At 64.0% G+C, this 15,558-nt stretch carries 12 protein-coding genes and 1 pseudogene; 11 read left to right on the forward strand and 2 right to left on the reverse strand.

Annotated elements, in window-relative coordinates; genetic code table 11:
- The first annotated feature begins 56 nt into the window (after nucleotides 1-56).
- The 3 genes from BLV20_RS11080 to BLV20_RS11090 all read left to right on the forward strand — a co-directional run bounded on the left by BLV20_RS11080 (nucleotide 57) and on the right by BLV20_RS11090 (nucleotide 4,335).
- Nucleotides 57-458, forward strand: coding sequence for a YbaN family protein (locus tag BLV20_RS11080; RefSeq protein WP_092300986.1), 402 nt, complete (start codon nucleotides 57-59; stop codon nucleotides 456-458).
- 219 nt (nucleotides 459-677) lie between these two features.
- Nucleotides 678-2,816 carry a methyl-accepting chemotaxis protein gene (locus BLV20_RS11085; RefSeq protein WP_092300989.1) on the forward strand — a complete coding sequence of 713 codons (2,139 nt, stop codon included), beginning with the start codon at nucleotides 678-680 and terminating at the stop codon, nucleotides 2,814-2,816.
- Between the two features lie 169 nt (nucleotides 2,817-2,985).
- Nucleotides 2,986-4,335 carry a CoA transferase gene (locus tag BLV20_RS11090; RefSeq protein ID WP_092300992.1) on the forward strand — a complete coding sequence of 450 codons (1,350 nt, stop codon included), beginning with the start codon at nucleotides 2,986-2,988 and terminating at the stop codon, nucleotides 4,333-4,335.
- A gap of 171 nt (nucleotides 4,336-4,506) precedes the next feature.
- Here BLV20_RS11090 and BLV20_RS11095 read toward each other — a convergent pair whose 3' ends face one another.
- Complete coding sequence (locus BLV20_RS11095) at nucleotides 4,507-5,364, reverse strand: DNA-3-methyladenine glycosylase family protein (protein ID WP_092300995.1); 858 nt, start codon at nucleotides 5,362-5,364, stop codon at nucleotides 4,507-4,509.
- A complete protein-coding gene (arcD, locus tag BLV20_RS11100; protein ID WP_092300998.1) occupies nucleotides 5,361-6,788 on the reverse strand; it encodes an arginine-ornithine antiporter in 1,428 nt (475 codons plus the stop codon). The genes BLV20_RS11095 and arcD (BLV20_RS11100) overlap by 4 nt, the downstream gene beginning before the upstream one ends.
- Nucleotides 6,789-7,233: 445 nt before the next feature.
- Between arcD (BLV20_RS11100) and arcD (BLV20_RS11105) the strand changes: the two genes are divergently transcribed.
- From arcD (BLV20_RS11105) to BLV20_RS11140, 8 genes and pseudogenes are all read left to right on the forward strand, one after another.
- Nucleotides 7,234-8,661 carry an arginine-ornithine antiporter gene (gene arcD / locus BLV20_RS11105; protein WP_092301000.1) on the forward strand — a complete coding sequence of 476 codons (1,428 nt, stop codon included), beginning with the start codon at nucleotides 7,234-7,236 and terminating at the stop codon, nucleotides 8,659-8,661.
- Between the two features lie 36 nt (nucleotides 8,662-8,697).
- Nucleotides 8,698-9,954, forward strand: a complete 1,257-nt coding sequence (arcA, locus tag BLV20_RS11110; RefSeq protein WP_092301003.1) for an arginine deiminase — start codon at nucleotides 8,698-8,700, stop codon at nucleotides 9,952-9,954.
- A 68-nt stretch (nucleotides 9,955-10,022) separates the two neighbouring features.
- The gene (locus tag BLV20_RS11115; protein ID WP_023966828.1) at nucleotides 10,023-11,033 is read left to right on the forward strand and encodes an ornithine carbamoyltransferase; all 1,011 of its coding nucleotides are present in this window, start codon (nucleotides 10,023-10,025) and stop codon (nucleotides 11,031-11,033) included.
- Nucleotides 11,034-11,178: 145 nt separating this feature from the next.
- Nucleotides 11,179-12,108 carry a carbamate kinase gene (gene arcC, locus BLV20_RS11120; RefSeq protein ID WP_092301006.1) on the forward strand — a complete coding sequence of 310 codons (930 nt, stop codon included), beginning with the start codon at nucleotides 11,179-11,181 and terminating at the stop codon, nucleotides 12,106-12,108.
- 59 nt (nucleotides 12,109-12,167) lie between these two features.
- On the forward strand, nucleotides 12,168-12,530 hold the full coding sequence (locus BLV20_RS11125) for a DUF5064 family protein (protein WP_092301009.1): 363 nt from the start codon (nucleotides 12,168-12,170) through the stop codon (nucleotides 12,528-12,530).
- Nucleotides 12,531-12,746: 216 nt separating this feature from the next.
- Nucleotides 12,747-14,255 carry a sigma-54-dependent transcriptional regulator gene (locus BLV20_RS11130; protein ID WP_092301012.1) on the forward strand — a complete coding sequence of 503 codons (1,509 nt, stop codon included), beginning with the start codon at nucleotides 12,747-12,749 and terminating at the stop codon, nucleotides 14,253-14,255.
- A gap of 434 nt (nucleotides 14,256-14,689) precedes the next feature.
- On the forward strand, nucleotides 14,690-15,073 hold the full coding sequence (gcvH, locus tag BLV20_RS11135) for a glycine cleavage system protein GcvH (RefSeq protein ID WP_092301015.1): 384 nt from the start codon (nucleotides 14,690-14,692) through the stop codon (nucleotides 15,071-15,073).
- Nucleotides 15,074-15,082: 9 nt separating this feature from the next.
- Nucleotides 15,083-15,558 (forward strand): annotated as a pseudogene (locus BLV20_RS11140) (glycine dehydrogenase (aminomethyl-transferring)); the annotation flags it as partial.

A 15,558-nucleotide genomic window follows, 5' to 3' on the forward strand; every position in this document is an offset into this window, starting at 1 on the left:
GCGAGCGTGCTCGCGATAGCCGCCCCACCCTTCCTTAGGCTCTCAATCATCGACCCATGACCGGCACAACCCGATCCCCGTCCAAAGCCTCCCGCCTGTTCTTCGGTTGCCTGGCTTACGTCAGCCTGGCCATCGGCCTGGTCGCCATCGTCATCCCCGGCCTGCCGACCACCGAATTCGTGCTCCTGGCGGCCTGGGCCGCGACCAAAAGCTCGCCACGCCTGAGCGCCTGGATGGAAAACCATCGCCTGTTCGGCCCCATCCTGAGCAACTGGCGCAACGGCCGGATCGTCAGCCGCCGGGCCAAGGTCAGCGCCACCGTCAGCATGCTGCTGTGCGCCGGCCTGATGCTGAGCCTGCTCAACCATCACTGGACCCTGTACCTGGCACTGGCCGGCATGGGCCTGGGCAACCTGTGGATCTGGTCACGCCCCGAAGCCCTGGCCCAGGCTTCCTGAGGCCTGGACAAGAGCCGCCGACGGACGCCCGGTTGCTCACGCCCTTCCCCGCAGCAAGACCTCCCGCTTTCTGGTTTATGTCAGACACATGACCGCTCGTCGGCTTTCTCTCAGGCAAATGCCGCCCAAGCCGATGTTCCGGGCATGGCGCTGAATGGACTTGGCGACCGGAGTCAGCCGACTCACCGCTCACCACCTGTCCATTCGCGAGATCGCCCTATGTTCGACGCCCTGTCCATTCGCCTGAAAATCGTGCTGTTGTCCGGCCTCTGCCTGCTCGGCGTGGTGGGCCTGATCGTCGGGATGAACATCTACCAGACCAACCAGAACGATCAGCTGGTCAGCACTTCCAGTTCGCGGATGCTCACCGACAGCGTGCAGAACCTGCTGCAGGCGCGGGCTGCGGAGCAGGCGGTGCGGGTACAGAAAACCTTTGGCGAGAGCCTGCTGGTGATCACCGCCCTGGGCGACCAGATCAACGACCTGCGGGCCATGGCCGGCAAGCGCTCGCTGGACGCCGCGGCGCTGCGTGAAGAGCTCAACCACAGCCTGAAGACCGCCTTCGAACGCAATACCCAGGTGCTGGGTATCTGGCTCGCCTTCGAGCCCAACGCCCTCGATGGCAAGGACAGCGAGTTCGCCGGCGACGCCGTTCGTGCCTCCAACGAAGCCGGGCGCTTCGCCAGTTACTGGAGCCGCGCCGGCGGCACCGGGCTGAATACGGTGATGGTCGAAGACGACATGAACAAGACCACCCTGAGCGTCAGCGGCACGCCCTACAACAGCTGGTACACCTGCCCGCGCGACAGCAAGCGCACTTGCCTGCTGGACCCGTACGCCGACACCGTGGGCGGCAAGCTGATGCTGATGACCACCATTTCCCTACCCCTGATCGCCAATGGCAAAGTCGTCGGCGTGGTCGGCGTGGACATCGCCCTGGATGCCTTGCAGGCCGCGGCCGGCGATTCCCAGCGCGGCCTGTTCGACGGCGCCGGGCACATGCTGATCGTCGCCGGCAGTGGCGTCCTCGCCGCCTACAGCAACGATGCGAGCAAGGTCGGCAAAGGCATCGCCGAGACCCTCGGCACCGAAGGCAGGGACGTCCTGCAACTGCTGGCCGGCAATACCCCGAAAATCCTCAAGCAGGGCGACCTGATCCGCGCCGTGTATCCGGTCAGCCCGATCGCCGACGCCCGCCCCTGGGGCGTGGTGATCGACCTGCCGGAGCAGGTGCTGCTGGCCGACACGGTGAAGCTCCAGGGCGTGCTCGACGACGCCCAGGCCCAGGGCACCCTGGTGTCGCTGCTGGTGGCCGCGGTCGCCGGCGTGGTCGGCCTGCTGCTGATCTGGCTGACCGCCTCCGGCGTGACCCGGCCGATCAACAGCGTGGCGCAGATGCTCAAGGAAATCGCCAGCGGCGACGGTGACCTGACCCAGCGCCTGAAGTACGGCAAGCAAGACGAACTGGGCGAGTTGGTGGGCTGGTTCAACCGCTTCCTCGACAAGCTGCAACCGACCATCGCGCAGATCAAGCAGAGCATCACCGACGCCCGCGGCACGGCCGACCAATCCTCGGAAATCGCCCGCCAGACCAGCGAAGGCATGCAGGTGCAGTTCCGCGAAATCGACCAGGTGGCCACCGCCTCCAACGAAATGAGCGCCACCGCCCATGACGTCGCCAACAGCGCGTCGAACGCCGCCAACGCCGCCCGTGGCGCCGACCAGTCGGCCAGGGACGGCATGACCATCATCGAGCGCAGCACCCGCGACATCAGCACCCTGGCCGAGGAAGTGAGCAAGGCGGTGGTCGAGGTCGAAGCCTTGGCGGTCAACAGCGAGCAGATCGGCTCGGTGCTGGAGGTGATCCGCAGCATCGCCGAACAGACCAACCTGCTGGCCCTGAACGCCGCCATCGAAGCGGCGCGCGCCGGGGAAAGCGGGCGCGGCTTTGCCGTGGTCGCCGACGAGGTGCGCAACCTGGCCAAGCGCACCCAGGATTCGGTGGAAGAAATCCGCCTGGTGATCGAGCGCATCCAGAGCGGCACCCGGGGCGTGGTGGCGACCATGCATTCGAGCCAGGCCCAGGCCCAGAGCAACGCCGGGCAGATCCAGCAAGCGGTGCAGGCCCTGGGCAAGATCAGCGACGCGGTCACCGTGATCAGCGACATGAACCTGCAGATCGCCAGCGCCGCCGAACAGCAGAGCGCGGTGGCCGAAGAGGTCAACCGCAACGTCTCGGCGATCCGCAGCGTGACCGAATCCCTCACCGAACAGGCCACCGAATCGGCCCAGGTCAGCAGCCAGCTCAACGCCCTGACCACTCAGCAAATGAAGCTGATGGATCAATTCCGCGTCTGATCCCACCCGTAGGAGCGAAGCTTGCTCGCGATGAACCCGAGAGCGCCGCGTTGAGCCAGTGATTACGCGTCATCGTTGACGACCATCGCGAGCAAGCTTCGCTCCTACGGGGACTGCGGTGCCTTGGGCTTTTGATTTATGCTGCCCCCTCTCTTGCGGAGGGCCTGCCATGACCGATGTCTTGTCGTCTATTCAAGCCGCGCTGGGCTTGCCTGTTACCCCGATTGCCATGACTTCGGGCGGCGCCCTGCCCTCGGCCTTCGCCGTGACCGAACTGGCCAGCGCCAGCATCGCTGCGGCCGGCCAGGCAACGGCCGAGTTGCTGCTCGGCCAGACCGGGCGTTTACCTGCCGTGAGCGTCGACCGGCGCCTGGCCTCCTTCTGGTTCGCCACCGCCCTGCGGCCGCTCGGCTGGAAGGTACCGCCGCTGTGGGACCCGATCGCCGGCGACTACGCCACGCAAGACGGCTGGATTCGCCTGCACACCAACGCGCCGCATCATCGCCGGGCGGCCGAACAGGTGCTCGGCCGGGCCGCGGATCGCCCGGCCATGGCCGCCAAGGTCGCGCAATGGAACAAACGCGACCTGGAACAGGCGGTGGTCGCCGCCGGAGGTTGCGCCGCCGAAATGCGCAGCTGGGCCGACTGGCAGGCCCATCCCCAGGGCCAGGCGGTGAATGCCGAGCCGCTGGTGCATTGCCAGGCCCACGGCGGCGGCGCCGCGCAGCCCTGGCGCGGGTCGCTGGCCCGGCCCCTGGCCGGGATCAAGGTGCTGGACCTGACGCGGGTGCTGGCCGGCCCCGTCGCCAGCCGTTTTCTCGCCGGGCTGGGCGCCGAGGTGCTGCGCATCGACCCGCCGGACTGGAACGAACCCGGGGTGGTTCCCGAAGTCACCCTGGGCAAACGCTGCGCCCGCCTGAACCTGCACGACGCCGACGATCGCCAGGTCTTCGACGGCCTGCTGAGCGAAGCCGACCTGTTGCTGCACGGCTACCGCGCCGATGCCCTGGAACGCCTCGGCTACGGCGCGGCCGAACGCCAGCGCCTCGCCCCGGGGCTGATCGATGTGTGCCTGAACGCTTACGGCTGGAGCGGCCCCTGGCAGAACCGCCGCGGCTTCGACAGCCTGGTGCAGATGAGCTGCGGCATTGCCGAGGCCGGCCAGCACTGGCGGCAGGCCGATAAACCGGTGCCGCTGCCGGTGCAGGCCCTGGACCATGCTACCGGCTACCTGATGGCGGCCGCGGCGATCCGGGCCCTGACCGAACAGCTGAACAGCGGCGCCGGCAGCAGCGCGCGGCTGTCGCTGGCGCGCACCGCCAAGCTGCTGATCGAGCACGCCAAGGGCCATGTCGAACCCGCCTTGCGCGACGAAGACCAGGCCGACCAGGGGCTGGTGGTGGAGCAGACCGCCTGGGGCCCTGCGCATCGCTTGAAGGTCCCGTTGCAGATCACCGGTTCGCCCCTGCAATGGGAATTGCCGGCCAGCGAACTGGGTACCCACCGGGCCCAATGGTGAGCCTGTAGCCCTGTAGCCGCTGCCGAGCCCGCGAGGCTGCGATCGGCCGCGAAGCGGACGTCAATCAGGCCCCGCGTCATGTCATTCATACCGCGTGCGCAGGGTTGGCGAGGACTGCGTCCTCGAGCGCAGCCTCGCGGGCTCGGCAGCGGCTACAGAAACCGGGATGGGCTACAGCGTCGTCCACAGATGCTGCGCCGCGTAGCCGCGCCATGGGCGCCAGGCCTCGGCGCGGGCCAGTAGCTGGCTGGCGCTGACCGGCCCGCCTTCGAGCGCCGCCAGGGCATTGAGCAGGCCCACGTCCGCCGCGGGAAAAGCATCCGCCTGACGAAACTGGCGCAGGGCCACGTTATGCGCGGTCCAGTCGCCAACGCCCCACAGCGCCAGCAAGGGCGCCAGGCTCTGTTCAAGGCTGGCCTTGGGGGCAAACAACTGCGGATCGTCGAGCAGCGCTTGAGCCACGCCCGACAACGTCCGCCCACGACTGCGCGGCATGCCCAGGCTCGCCAGGTCGGCGCCGGCCATCCGCGCCGGCTCGGGAAACACATGGCTCAACCCCGCAGGCATCGCGGCACAACACAACGGCTGGCCATACTGCGCCACCAGCTTGCCCGCCAGGCGGATGGCGGCGCCCACCGTGATCTGCTGCCCCAGCACCGCGCGCACCGCCAGCTCGAAGCCATCCCAGGCGCCGGGCACGCGTAGCCCCGGGCGCGAGGCAATCAAGCGCGCCATCAGCGGGTCGGCGGACAGTTGCCGGTGGATCGGCGCCAGGTCGGTATCCAGGTCCAGCAGGCGCCGGATGCGCGCAACGATCTGTGCCTGCGCCCGTGGCTCGGGAAAATGCAGGGTCAGGGCCAGCGCATCGGTGCCGCCCGGGGCCACGCTGAACCAGCCGTGCACGCCGTCGAGGCTGATGCTGCGCGTATAGCAATCGCCGTTGACGATCTCCAGCCCGGCGATGGCCCGCGCCCGGAGAAAGGCCAGCATCGCCGGCCAGTCATAAGGCGGCTGGTAGGCCAGCCTCACAGCGACAGCACGCCGCTGAACAGGCCATAGGCGGCGAGAATGGCGCCGGCAACCACGCAGGCGAAGATGCCTTTCTCGATGCCGGTGAACAACGGCTCGCCCTGCTCGCGCTTGGCCTTGGCGAACAGGATCACCCCGGGCGCGTAGAGCAAGGCGGAGAGCAGCAGGTACTTGACCCCGCCGGCGTACAGCAGCCAGACCGCGTAACACAGGGCAACCCCGCCGATGCACAGGTCTTTCATGCGTTCGGCCGAGGCGTGCTCGTAGGTTTCGCCACGGCCGCTGAGCAACACCGCATAGGCCGCCGACCACAGGTAAGGCACCAGGATCATCGACGAGGCGAGGTAGATCAGGCTGGTGTAGGTCCCGGCGGAAAACAGGGTGATCAGCAGGAATACCTGGATCATGCTGTTGGTCAGCCACAGGGCATTGACCGGCACATGGTTGGCGTTTTCCTTTTTCAGGAAGGCCGGCATGGTCTTGTCGCGGGCCGTGGCGAACAGGATCTCGGCACACAGCAGCGCCCAGGACAGCAAGGCACCGAGCAGGGAAATGGCCAGGCCGACGCTGATCAGCAACGCGCCCCAGGGGCCGACGATGTGTTCCAGCACCGCCGCCAGGGACGGGTTCTGCAAGGTCGCCAGCTCCGGCTGGCTCATGATCCCCAGCGACAGCACATTCACCAGCACCAGCAGGGCCAGCACGCCGATAAACCCGATCACCGTCGCCCGGCCAACATCCGCGCGCTTCTCGGCCCGCGCCGAATAGACGCTGGCGCCTTCGATGCCAATGAACACGAATACCGTGACCAGCATCATGTTGCGCACCTGGTCCATCACCCCGCCGAAGTTCGGGTTGCTGCGCCCCCAGATGTCGCGGGTAAAGATGTCCGCCTTGAACGCCACCGCGGCGATCACGATGAACATCACCAGCGGCACGATCTTGGCCACGGTGGTCAGCAGGTTGATGAAAGCCGCTTCCTTGATCCCGCGCAGCACCAGGAAATGCACGGCCCACAGCAGGACCGAGGCACAGGCGATGGCCACCGGGGTGTTGCCCTGGCCAAACACCGGAAAGAAATAGCCCAGGGTGCTGAACAGCAGCACGAAGTAGCCAACGTTGCCCAGCCAGGCGCTGATCCAGTAGCCCCAGGCGGAGGAGAAGCCCATGTAGTCGCCGAAGCCGGCCTTGGCATAGGCGTAGACACCGGAGTCGAGTTCCGGCTTGCGGTTGGCCAGGGTCTGGAAGACGAAAGCCAGGGTCAGCATGCCCACCGCGGTGATCGCCCAGCCGATCAGGATCGCTCCCGCATCGGCCCGGGCCGCCATGTTCTGTGGCAAGGAAAAGATCCCGCCGCCAATCATCGAGCCCACTACGAGGGCGATCAGCGCGCCGAGTCGTAACTTCTGTGTGGTTTGTGGCATGCCTACCTCTGCATCCAGTCCGATTGTCCAACAAACTATATGCAATTAAACAACTTCTGCCGCTTTGCATTAGACAAAAAGAGTCAATTATTCGTCCATTGCACAGGCCATAACCTGACATTGATCAGAACATCTTGAATAACAGCATTTTTTTATTAGTTTCTGATACTGAATACCGTCAGCGCGCCCTGTCACTTATAACTTTTTAACTAGTTGCACATTCTTGAAAGCAGACTAGTTTCAATCTCGACACTCCTGAAAAGCCCGTTATTACGCATCCGAAGCCTTCTGGAGTGGCTCTCCCAAGCCATCGTCCATCTGCTGGAAAGACTGCTTAAGTCATTCATTCACAATGGAATATCGCGATGACCTGATCTAAGTCAGTTGTTTGAAATTCTTGCAGATCTACGCTGACGTCTCTCTTCTCCTGCAATGGAGTCATGCAATGTCTGACACTCCCGGAAAACTGCGGCTTGGTGCATTAGTCGCCTTGGTAGTCGGCTCGATGATTGGCGGCGGGATCTTTTCCTTGCCACAAAACATGGCCGCAAGTGCCGATGTAGGCGCCGTTCTTATTGGCTGGGCTATTACCGCTGTCGGTATGTTGACGCTGGCCTTCGTCTTTCAAACACTGGCCAACCGCAAGCCTGATCTGGACGGCGGTGTCTACGCCTATGCCAAGGCCGGCTTCGGCGACTACATGGGCTTTTCTTCGGCCTGGGGCTACTGGATCAGCGCCTGGCTGGGCAACGTGGGGTACTTCGTACTCTTGTTCAGCACTCTGGGCTACTTCTTCCCGATATTTGGAGAGGGGAATACTCCTGCCGCGGTGATTGGCGCCTCGCTGCTGCTATGGGCCGTACACTTCCTGGTGCTGCGCGGCATCAAGGAAGCCGCCTTCATCAACCTGGTGACCACGGTCGCCAAGGTGGTGCCGTTGCTGCTGTTCGTGCTGATCGCCCTGTTCGCCTTCAAGCTGGACATCTTCACCGCAGACATCTGGGGCTTGAAGAACCCTGACCTGGGCAGCGTGATGAACCAGGTGCGCAACATGATGCTGGTCACCGTCTGGGTGTTCATCGGCATCGAAGGCGCGAGCATCTTCTCGGCCCGGGCGGAAAAACGCTCGGACGTGGGCAAGGCCACGGTGATCGGCTTCATCACCGTGCTGCTGTTCCTGGTGCTGGTGAACGTGCTGTCGCTGGGCATCATGACCCAGCCGGAACTGGCGAAACTGCAGAACCCGTCGATGGCGGCGGTGCTCGAGCATGTCGTCGGCCACTGGGGCGCGGTGCTGATCAGCGTCGGCCTGATCATCTCGCTGCTGGGGGCGTTGCTGTCGTGGGTGCTGCTGTGCGCGGAGATCATGTTCGCCGCGGCCAAGGACCACACCATGCCGGAGTTCTTGCGCCGCGAGAACGCCAACCACGTGCCGGTCAACGCCCTGTGGCTGACCAACGCCATGGTGCAGATCTTCCTGATCATCACCCTGTTCTCGGCCAGTACCTACCTGTCGCTGATCTACCTCGCCACCTCGATGATCCTGGTGCCCTACCTGTGGTCGGCGGCCTATGCGGTGCTGCTGGCGGTGCGCAGCGAAACCTACGAGACAGCCCTGGCCGAACGCAGGAAAGACCTGATCATCGGCGGCATCGCCCTGATCTACGCGATCTGGCTGCTGTACGCCGGCGGCATCAAGTACCTGCTGCTTTCCGCCCTGCTCTATGCCCCCGGCGCGATCCTGTTCGCCAAGGCCAAGCTGGAGCTGGGCAAACCGATTTTCACCAACGTCGAGAAGCTGATTTTCGCCGCGGTGGTCGCAGGCGCCCTGGTGGCTGCCTACGGTCTCTACGACGGCTTCCTGACCCTGTAACAGCACGATTGTTCTTACCTCTGGAGGATCACTGTAATGACCACGGAAAAAGTTAAGTACGGCGTCCATTCCGAAGCCGGCAAACTGCGCAAAGTCATGGTTTGCTCCCCCGGCCTGGCCCATCAGCGGCTGACCCCGAACAACTGCGATGAACTGCTGTTCGATGACGTGATCTGGGTCAACCAGGCCAAGCGCGACCACTTCGACTTCGTTACCAAGATGCGCGAGCGTGGGATCGAGGTCCTGGAAATGCACAACCTGCTGACCGACACGGTCCAGAACCCCGAAGCCCTGAAATGGATTCTGGATCGCAAGATCACCCCCGACACCGTCGGCGTCGGCCTGACCAATGAAGTGCGCAGCTGGCTCGAAGGCCTGGAGCCGCGCAAGCTGGCCGAGTTCCTGATCGGCGGCGTGGCCGGCGAGGACCTGCCGGAAAGCGAAGGCGCCAGCGTGATCAAGATGTACCGCGACTACCTGGGCCACTCCAGCTTCCTGCTGCCGCCGCTGCCCAATACCCAGTTCACCCGCGACACCACCTGCTGGATCTACGGGGGCGTAACGCTGAACCCGATGTACTGGCCGGCGCGCCGCCAGGAAACCCTGCTGACCACCGCCATCTACAAGTTCCACCCCGAGTTCACCCATGCCGATTTCGAGATCTGGTACGGCGACCCGGACAAGGATCACGGCCAGGCCACCCTCGAAGGCGGCGACGTCATGCCGATCGGCAATGGCGTGGTGTTGATCGGCATGGGCGAACGGACCTCGCGCCAGGCTATCGGCCAGCTTGCCCAATCGCTGTTCGCCAAGGGCGCGGTGGAGAAAGTCGTGGTCGCCGGCCTGCCGAAATCCCGTGCGGCGATGCACCTGGACACGGTGTTCAGCTTCTGCGACCGCGACCTGGTCACGGTCTTCCCGGAAGTGGTCAAGGAAATCGTGCCGTTCGTAATCCGTCCCGACACCAGTAAGCCGTATGGCATGGACGTGCGACGGGAGAACAAATCGTTCATCGAGGTGGTGGCCGAGTCCCTGAACCTCAAGCAACTGCGCGTGGTGGAAACCGGCGGCAACAGCTTCGCCGCCGAACGCGAGCAGTGGGACGACGGCAACAACGTGGTGGCCCTGGAACCGGGCGTGGTCATTGGCTATGACCGCAACACCTACACCAACACCCTGCTGCGCAAGGCCGGTGTGGAAGTGATCACCATCAGCGCCGGCGAACTCGGTCGCGGCCGTGGCGGCGGCCACTGCATGACCTGCCCGATCGTGCGCGACCCGATCGATTACTAAACGACCTTTCCCCGGCCGCACCCCTGCGGTGCTGGCCGGGCCGATTACAGAATCCCTGGAGAATTATCATGGCGTTCAACATCCACAACCGTAACCTGCTCAGCCTCGAACACCATACCGCCCGCGAGCTGCGCTACCTGCTCGACCTGTCGCGCGACCTCAAGCGCGCCAAGTACACTGGCACCGAACAGCAGCACCTCAAGGGCAACAACATCGCCCTGATCTTCGAGAAAACCTCGACCCGTACCCGCTGCGCCTTCGAAGTCGCCGCCTATGACCAGGGCGCCAACGTCACTTACATCGACCCGAACTCGTCGCAGATCGGCCACAAGGAAAGCATGAAGGACACCGCCCGCGTGCTCGGGCGCATGTACGACGCCATCGAATACCGCGGCTTCAAGCAGGAAATCGTCGAGGAACTGGCGAAGTTCGCCGGCGTGCCGGTGTTCAACGGCCTGACCGACGAATACCACCCGACCCAGATGATCGCCGACGTGCTGACCATGCGTGAGCACGCCGACAAGCCGATCCACGACATCAGCTACGCCTACCTGGGCGATGCCCGCAACAACATGGGCAACTCGCTGCTGCTGGTGGGCGCCAAGCTCGGCATGGATGTGCGCATCTGCGCGCCAAAGGCCCTGTGGCCTCATGACGATCTGGTCAGCCGCTGCAAGAAGTACGCGGAAGAAAGCGGCGCTCGCATCACCCTGACCGAAGATCCGAAAGCCGCGGTCAAGGGCGTCGACTTCATCCACACCGATGTCTGGGTGTCGATGGGCGAGCCGGTGGAAGCCTGGGCCGAACGTATCCAGCAACTGCTGCCGTACCAGGTCAACGCCGAGCTGATGAAGGCCACCGGCAACCCACGGACCAAGTTCATGCACTGCCTGCCGGCGTTCCACAACAGCGATACCAAGGTCGGCAAACAGATCGCCGAGCAGTATCCGAACCTGGCCAACGGCATCGAAGTGACTGACGACGTGTTCGAATCGCCGGCCTGCATCGCCTTCGAGCAAGCGGAAAACCGCATGCACACCATCAAGGCGATCCTGGTCTCGACCCTGGCCGACCTGTAACCACGAGGTCCGTGGCCGACCGCCTGGCGGTCGGCCCCTCGACCTGTAGGCGCAAGGCTTGCCCGCGAAGGCGTCAAACCTGACACCGGACCACGCAGGCAAGCCACGCGCCCACGGGCTCACCGAATTCTGGAAGGAATGCATTATGCGTATCGTCGTCGCACTGGGCGGCAACGCCCTGCTCCGCCGTGGCGAACCCATGACCGCGGACAATCAACGCGCCAATATCCGCATCGCCACCGAACAGATCGCCAAGATCCATCCCGGCAACCAGCTGGTGATCGCCCATGGCAACGGCCCGCAGGTCGGCCTGCTGTCGCTGCAGGCAGCGGCCTACACCTCGGTGTCGCCTTACCCGCTGGATGTGCTCGGCGCCGAAACCGAAGGCATGATCGGCTACATCATCGAACAGGAACTGGGCAACCTGCTGGATTTCGAAGTGCCCTTCGCGACCCTGCTGACCCAGGTCGAAGTCGACGCCAAGGACCCGGCGTTCCAGAGCCCGAGCAAGCCCATCGGCCCGGTCTACAGCAAGGAAGAAGCAGAAAAGCTGGCCAAGGAAAAAGGCTGGGCCATCGCCCCCGATGGTGACAAATACCGGCGCGTGGTCGCCAGCCCGAAACCCAAGCGCATCTTTGAGATCCGTCCGATCAAGTGGCTGCTGGAAAAGAGCAGCATCGTGATCTGCGCCGGCGGTGGCGGCATCCCCACCATGTATGACGAGAACGGCAAGCTCAGGGGCATCGAGGCGGTCATCGACAAAGACCTGTGCTCGGCGCTGCTGGCCGAACAGCTGGAAGCCGATCTGCTGGTCATCGCCACCGACGTCAATGCGGCCTTTATCGACTGGGGCAAGCCGTCGCAGAAAGCCATCGCCGAGGCGCACCCCGACGAAATGGAAAAACTCGGCTTCGCCGCCGGCTCCATGGGCCCCAAGGTCCAGGCAGCTTGCGAGTTCGCCCGCCATACTGGAAAAGTCGCGGTGATCGGTTCACTCTCGGACATCGAAGCAATCGTCCAGGGCAAGGCCGGCACGCGCATCAGCACGGCCAAGCCGGGCATCACTTACCGATAAAAAAGCAGGGTGCAGGCCGCCGGCCTGCATCGCTCCCCATGCCTTGAAAGGAGAGAGCCATGGCCCAGTTCGAACCCGGTCATCTACACATCGAGCGACACGCACTGACCAAGGACGACGTCAGTTACAACATCTGCATCGACTATGAAGTCGCGCAGGATCCCAAGGAAGGCAAAGGGATGCAGTTCAAGATGCATGGAACGATCGAAGGCAAGGAGGTCAACGAACCGTTCTTCCTGCCCAAGGACCAGGCGTACAACTTCGCCAGCAACGTGACGAAAATCGCCGAGAAACATGGGATTCCCAAGGCTTTGAGCAGTATCGGCTCGCTCCACAAATATTACGACGCGATGTTTGAGGACGTGCGGGTGCAGCTGAACATGAAATCCGGAGACCCGGTCAAGCCCGAGCATTTCGAATAACCCCAGCCCGTGAGTCGCGGGCGCCCGCTTAACCTGTAGGAGCGAGGCTTGCCCGCGATGAACTCAAGGACGCCGCGGCGTATCAGGCGTCATCGTTGAGGCTATCACGGGCAAGCCGCGCTCCTGCAGAAGCCTGGCGCCACGGCGCATTTCGCCAAACCCTGTCCGCCAAGGCATACTTGCCACCCTTCGTTTTCCAGAACCCTTGACCGTCCCATGCGTATCCACGTCAGCTTTATCGACCGCGTCGGTATCACCCAGGAAGTCCTGGCCCTGCTCGGTGGACGCAATCTCAACCTGGATGCGGTGGAGATGGTGCCGCCCAACGTCTACATCGACGCCCCGACCTTGAGCCCGCAAGTGCTCGAAGAGCTGCGCGACGCGCTGTTCAGCGTGCGCGGAGTGCAGGCGGTGACGGTGGTCGACATCCTGCCCGGCCAGCGTCGCCACCTGCAGCTCGACGCCCTGCTGGCGGCGATGACCGACCCGGTGCTGGCCCTGGACAGCGCCGGCAAGGTGCTGCTGGCCAACCCGGCGCTGATTGCCCTCTATGGCCGCGAGCCGGCCGGGGAAAGCGTGGCCGAACTGTTCGACGACCCGGCGCTGCTGGACACCTTGCTGGAACAGGGTTTTCGCTTGCCCCTGCGGGAAATCACCCTCAACGGCCAGACCTTGCTGCTGGAGGCGACCCCGATCACCGACGCCGGCGCGCTGCTGACCCTGTATCAGCCCAACCGCATCGGCGAACGCCTGTCGGCCCTGCACCACGACCATGCCGAGGGCTTCGATGCCCTGCTCGGCGATTCACCGGTCATCCGCACCCTCAAGGCCCGTGCCCAGCGTGTCGCCGCGCTGGATGCGCCGTTGCTGATCCAGGGCGAAACCGGCACCGGCAAGGAGCTGGTGGCGCGCGCCTGTCACGCCATCAGCGCGCGGCACGGCGCGCCGTTCCTGGCGCTGAACTGCGCTGCCTTGCCGGAAAACCTCGCCGAAAGCGAGCTGTTCGGCTATGCCCCCGGTGCCTTCACCGGCGCCCAGCGCGGCGGCAAGCCGGGGCTGATGGAACTGGCCAACCAGGGCACGGTGTTTCTCGACGAGATCGGCGAAATGTCGCCCTATTTGCAAGCCAAGCTGCTGCGTTTTCTCAACGACGGCAGTTTTCGCCGGGTGGGCGGCGACCGTGAAGTCAAGGTCAACGTGCGGATCCTCAGCGCCACCCACCGCGACCTGGAAAAGATGGTCGCCGAAGGCAACTTTCGCGAAGACCTGTTCTATCGCCTCAACGTGCTGAATGTCGAGGTGCCGCCCCTGCGCGAGCGCGGCCAGGACATCCTGTTGCTGGCGCGCTATTTCATGCAGCAGGCCTGCGCGCAGATCCAGCGCCCGGTCTGTCGCCTGGCGCCCGGCACCTATCCGGCACTGCTGGGCAACCGCTGGCCCGGCAACGTGCGCCAGCTGCAGAACGTGATCTTTCGCGCGGCGGCGATCTGCGAAAGCAGCCTGGTGGACATCGGCGACCTGGATATCGCCGGCACCTCGGTGGCGCGCCAGAACGACACCGAAGTCGAAAGCCTGGAACAGGCGGTCGAGGAGTTCGAAAAGGCGCTGCTCGAAGGCCTCTACGTCAACTACCCCTCGACCCGCCAACTGGCCAGCCGCCTGCAGACCTCCCACACCGCCATCGCCCATCGCCTGCGCAAATACGGCATCCCCAACAAACCCTGAACCTCCCTCTCCCGTTCCCGTAGGAGCGAAGCTTGCTCGCGAAAAATTTAACGCTGACGCAGGGCTTGAGGCGCGCAGCGAGCTCAGGTTTTTCGCGAGCAAGCTTCGCTCCTACGCGTAGAAAAAGGCGGAAAGGGGCGAAAAGCGACCTCTATCTGTACTGAAAGCGCTACAGCGGAACGATATCGCTACAGGTGGTTGTAATCGGCGCCGCGCAAGGCTTTGATCCCCAAAGGCTTTTTTCCACGCCCCCAACTGTAGCGATTTCGCTACAGCCGTTCATTTACGCTCGCCCACAAAAATTCGTAACTGATTGATAAATAACAACAAAATAACATTGGCCGTGTTTTTGCTAAGGGTTTATCCATCAGCTCTGCCCTGCATGAGCATTCAATCGCGTCCACCAGACGAATCTGGCCCCTTGAGGAGTTTCCATGAGCGAATTGCGTTTTACTGAAGATCACGAATGGCTGCGTACCGAAGCCGATGGCAGCGTTACCGTCGGCATCACGGCTTTCGCGCAAAACGCCCTGGGCGATGTGGTGTTCGTGCAATTGCCGGAACTGCAGGCCTACGACAAGGGCGCCGAAGCCGCCACCGTGGAATCGGTAAAGGCCGCCAGCGGCGTGTACATGCCCCTGGACGGAGAAGTGGTGGAAACCAACCCGGCTCTGGACGCAAGCCCCGAGCTGGTCAACGAAGACCCGCTGGGCCAAGGCTGGTTCTTCCGCTTCATCCCCGCGGACGCCGCCGCGGTCGGCCAACTGCTGGATCAGGATGCCTACGATCGCCTGATCAAAGCCAACGCCGACGCCTGAGGAGCCACCATGAGCCAAGTTAACCTGAGCACCGCCAACGAATTCATCGCGCGCCACATCGGCCCGCGCCAGGACGACGAGCAGGCCATGCTCAACAGCCTGGGCTTCGATTCCCTGCAAGCCCTGGGCGCCAGCGTGATCCCCGACAGCATCAAGGGCACCAGCGTGCTCGACCTGCCCGCCGGCCAGAGCGAAGCCGATGCCCTGGCCTCGATCAAGGCCATCGCCGCCCGGAACCAGCTGTTCAAGACCTACATCGGCCAGGGCTACTACAACTGCCACACGCCGTCGCCGATCCTGCGCAATCTCCTGGAAAACCCGGCCTGGTACACCGCCTACACCCCGTACCAGCCGGAAATCTCCCAGGGCCGCCTGGAAGCGCTGCTGAACTTCCAGACCCTGATCAGCGACCTCAGCGGCCTGCCGATCGCCAACGCCTCGCTGCTCGACGAAGCCACCGCCGCCGCCGAGGCCATGACCTTCTG

Origin of the sequence: Pseudomonas sp. NFIX28 (assembly GCF_900107395.1) — a bacterium.
Taxonomy (GTDB): domain Bacteria; phylum Pseudomonadota; class Gammaproteobacteria; order Pseudomonadales; family Pseudomonadaceae; genus Aquipseudomonas.

Bases quoted from the DNA above. Each gene is read 5' to 3' on its own strand.
- BLV20_RS11080 (WP_092300986.1), top strand. From the start codon at position 57: ATGACCGGCACAACCCGATCCCCGTCCAAAGCCTCCCGCCTGTTCTTC.
- BLV20_RS11085 (WP_092300989.1), top strand. From the start codon at position 678: ATGTTCGACGCCCTGTCCATTCGCCTGAAAATCGTGCTGTTGTCCGGC.
- BLV20_RS11090 (WP_092300992.1), top strand. From the start codon at position 2,986: ATGACCGATGTCTTGTCGTCTATTCAAGCCGCGCTGGGCTTGCCTGTT.
- arcD (WP_092300998.1), bottom strand. From the start codon at position 6,788: ATGCCACAAACCACACAGAAGTTACGACTCGGCGCGCTGATCGCCCTC.
- arcD (WP_092301000.1), top strand. From the start codon at position 7,234: ATGTCTGACACTCCCGGAAAACTGCGGCTTGGTGCATTAGTCGCCTTG.
- arcA (WP_092301003.1), top strand. From the start codon at position 8,698: ATGACCACGGAAAAAGTTAAGTACGGCGTCCATTCCGAAGCCGGCAAA.
- BLV20_RS11115 (WP_023966828.1), top strand. From the start codon at position 10,023: ATGGCGTTCAACATCCACAACCGTAACCTGCTCAGCCTCGAACACCAT.
- arcC (WP_092301006.1), top strand. From the start codon at position 11,179: ATGCGTATCGTCGTCGCACTGGGCGGCAACGCCCTGCTCCGCCGTGGC.
- BLV20_RS11125 (WP_092301009.1), top strand. From the start codon at position 12,168: ATGGCCCAGTTCGAACCCGGTCATCTACACATCGAGCGACACGCACTG.
- BLV20_RS11130 (WP_092301012.1), top strand. From the start codon at position 12,747: ATGCGTATCCACGTCAGCTTTATCGACCGCGTCGGTATCACCCAGGAA.
- gcvH (WP_092301015.1), top strand. From the start codon at position 14,690: ATGAGCGAATTGCGTTTTACTGAAGATCACGAATGGCTGCGTACCGAA.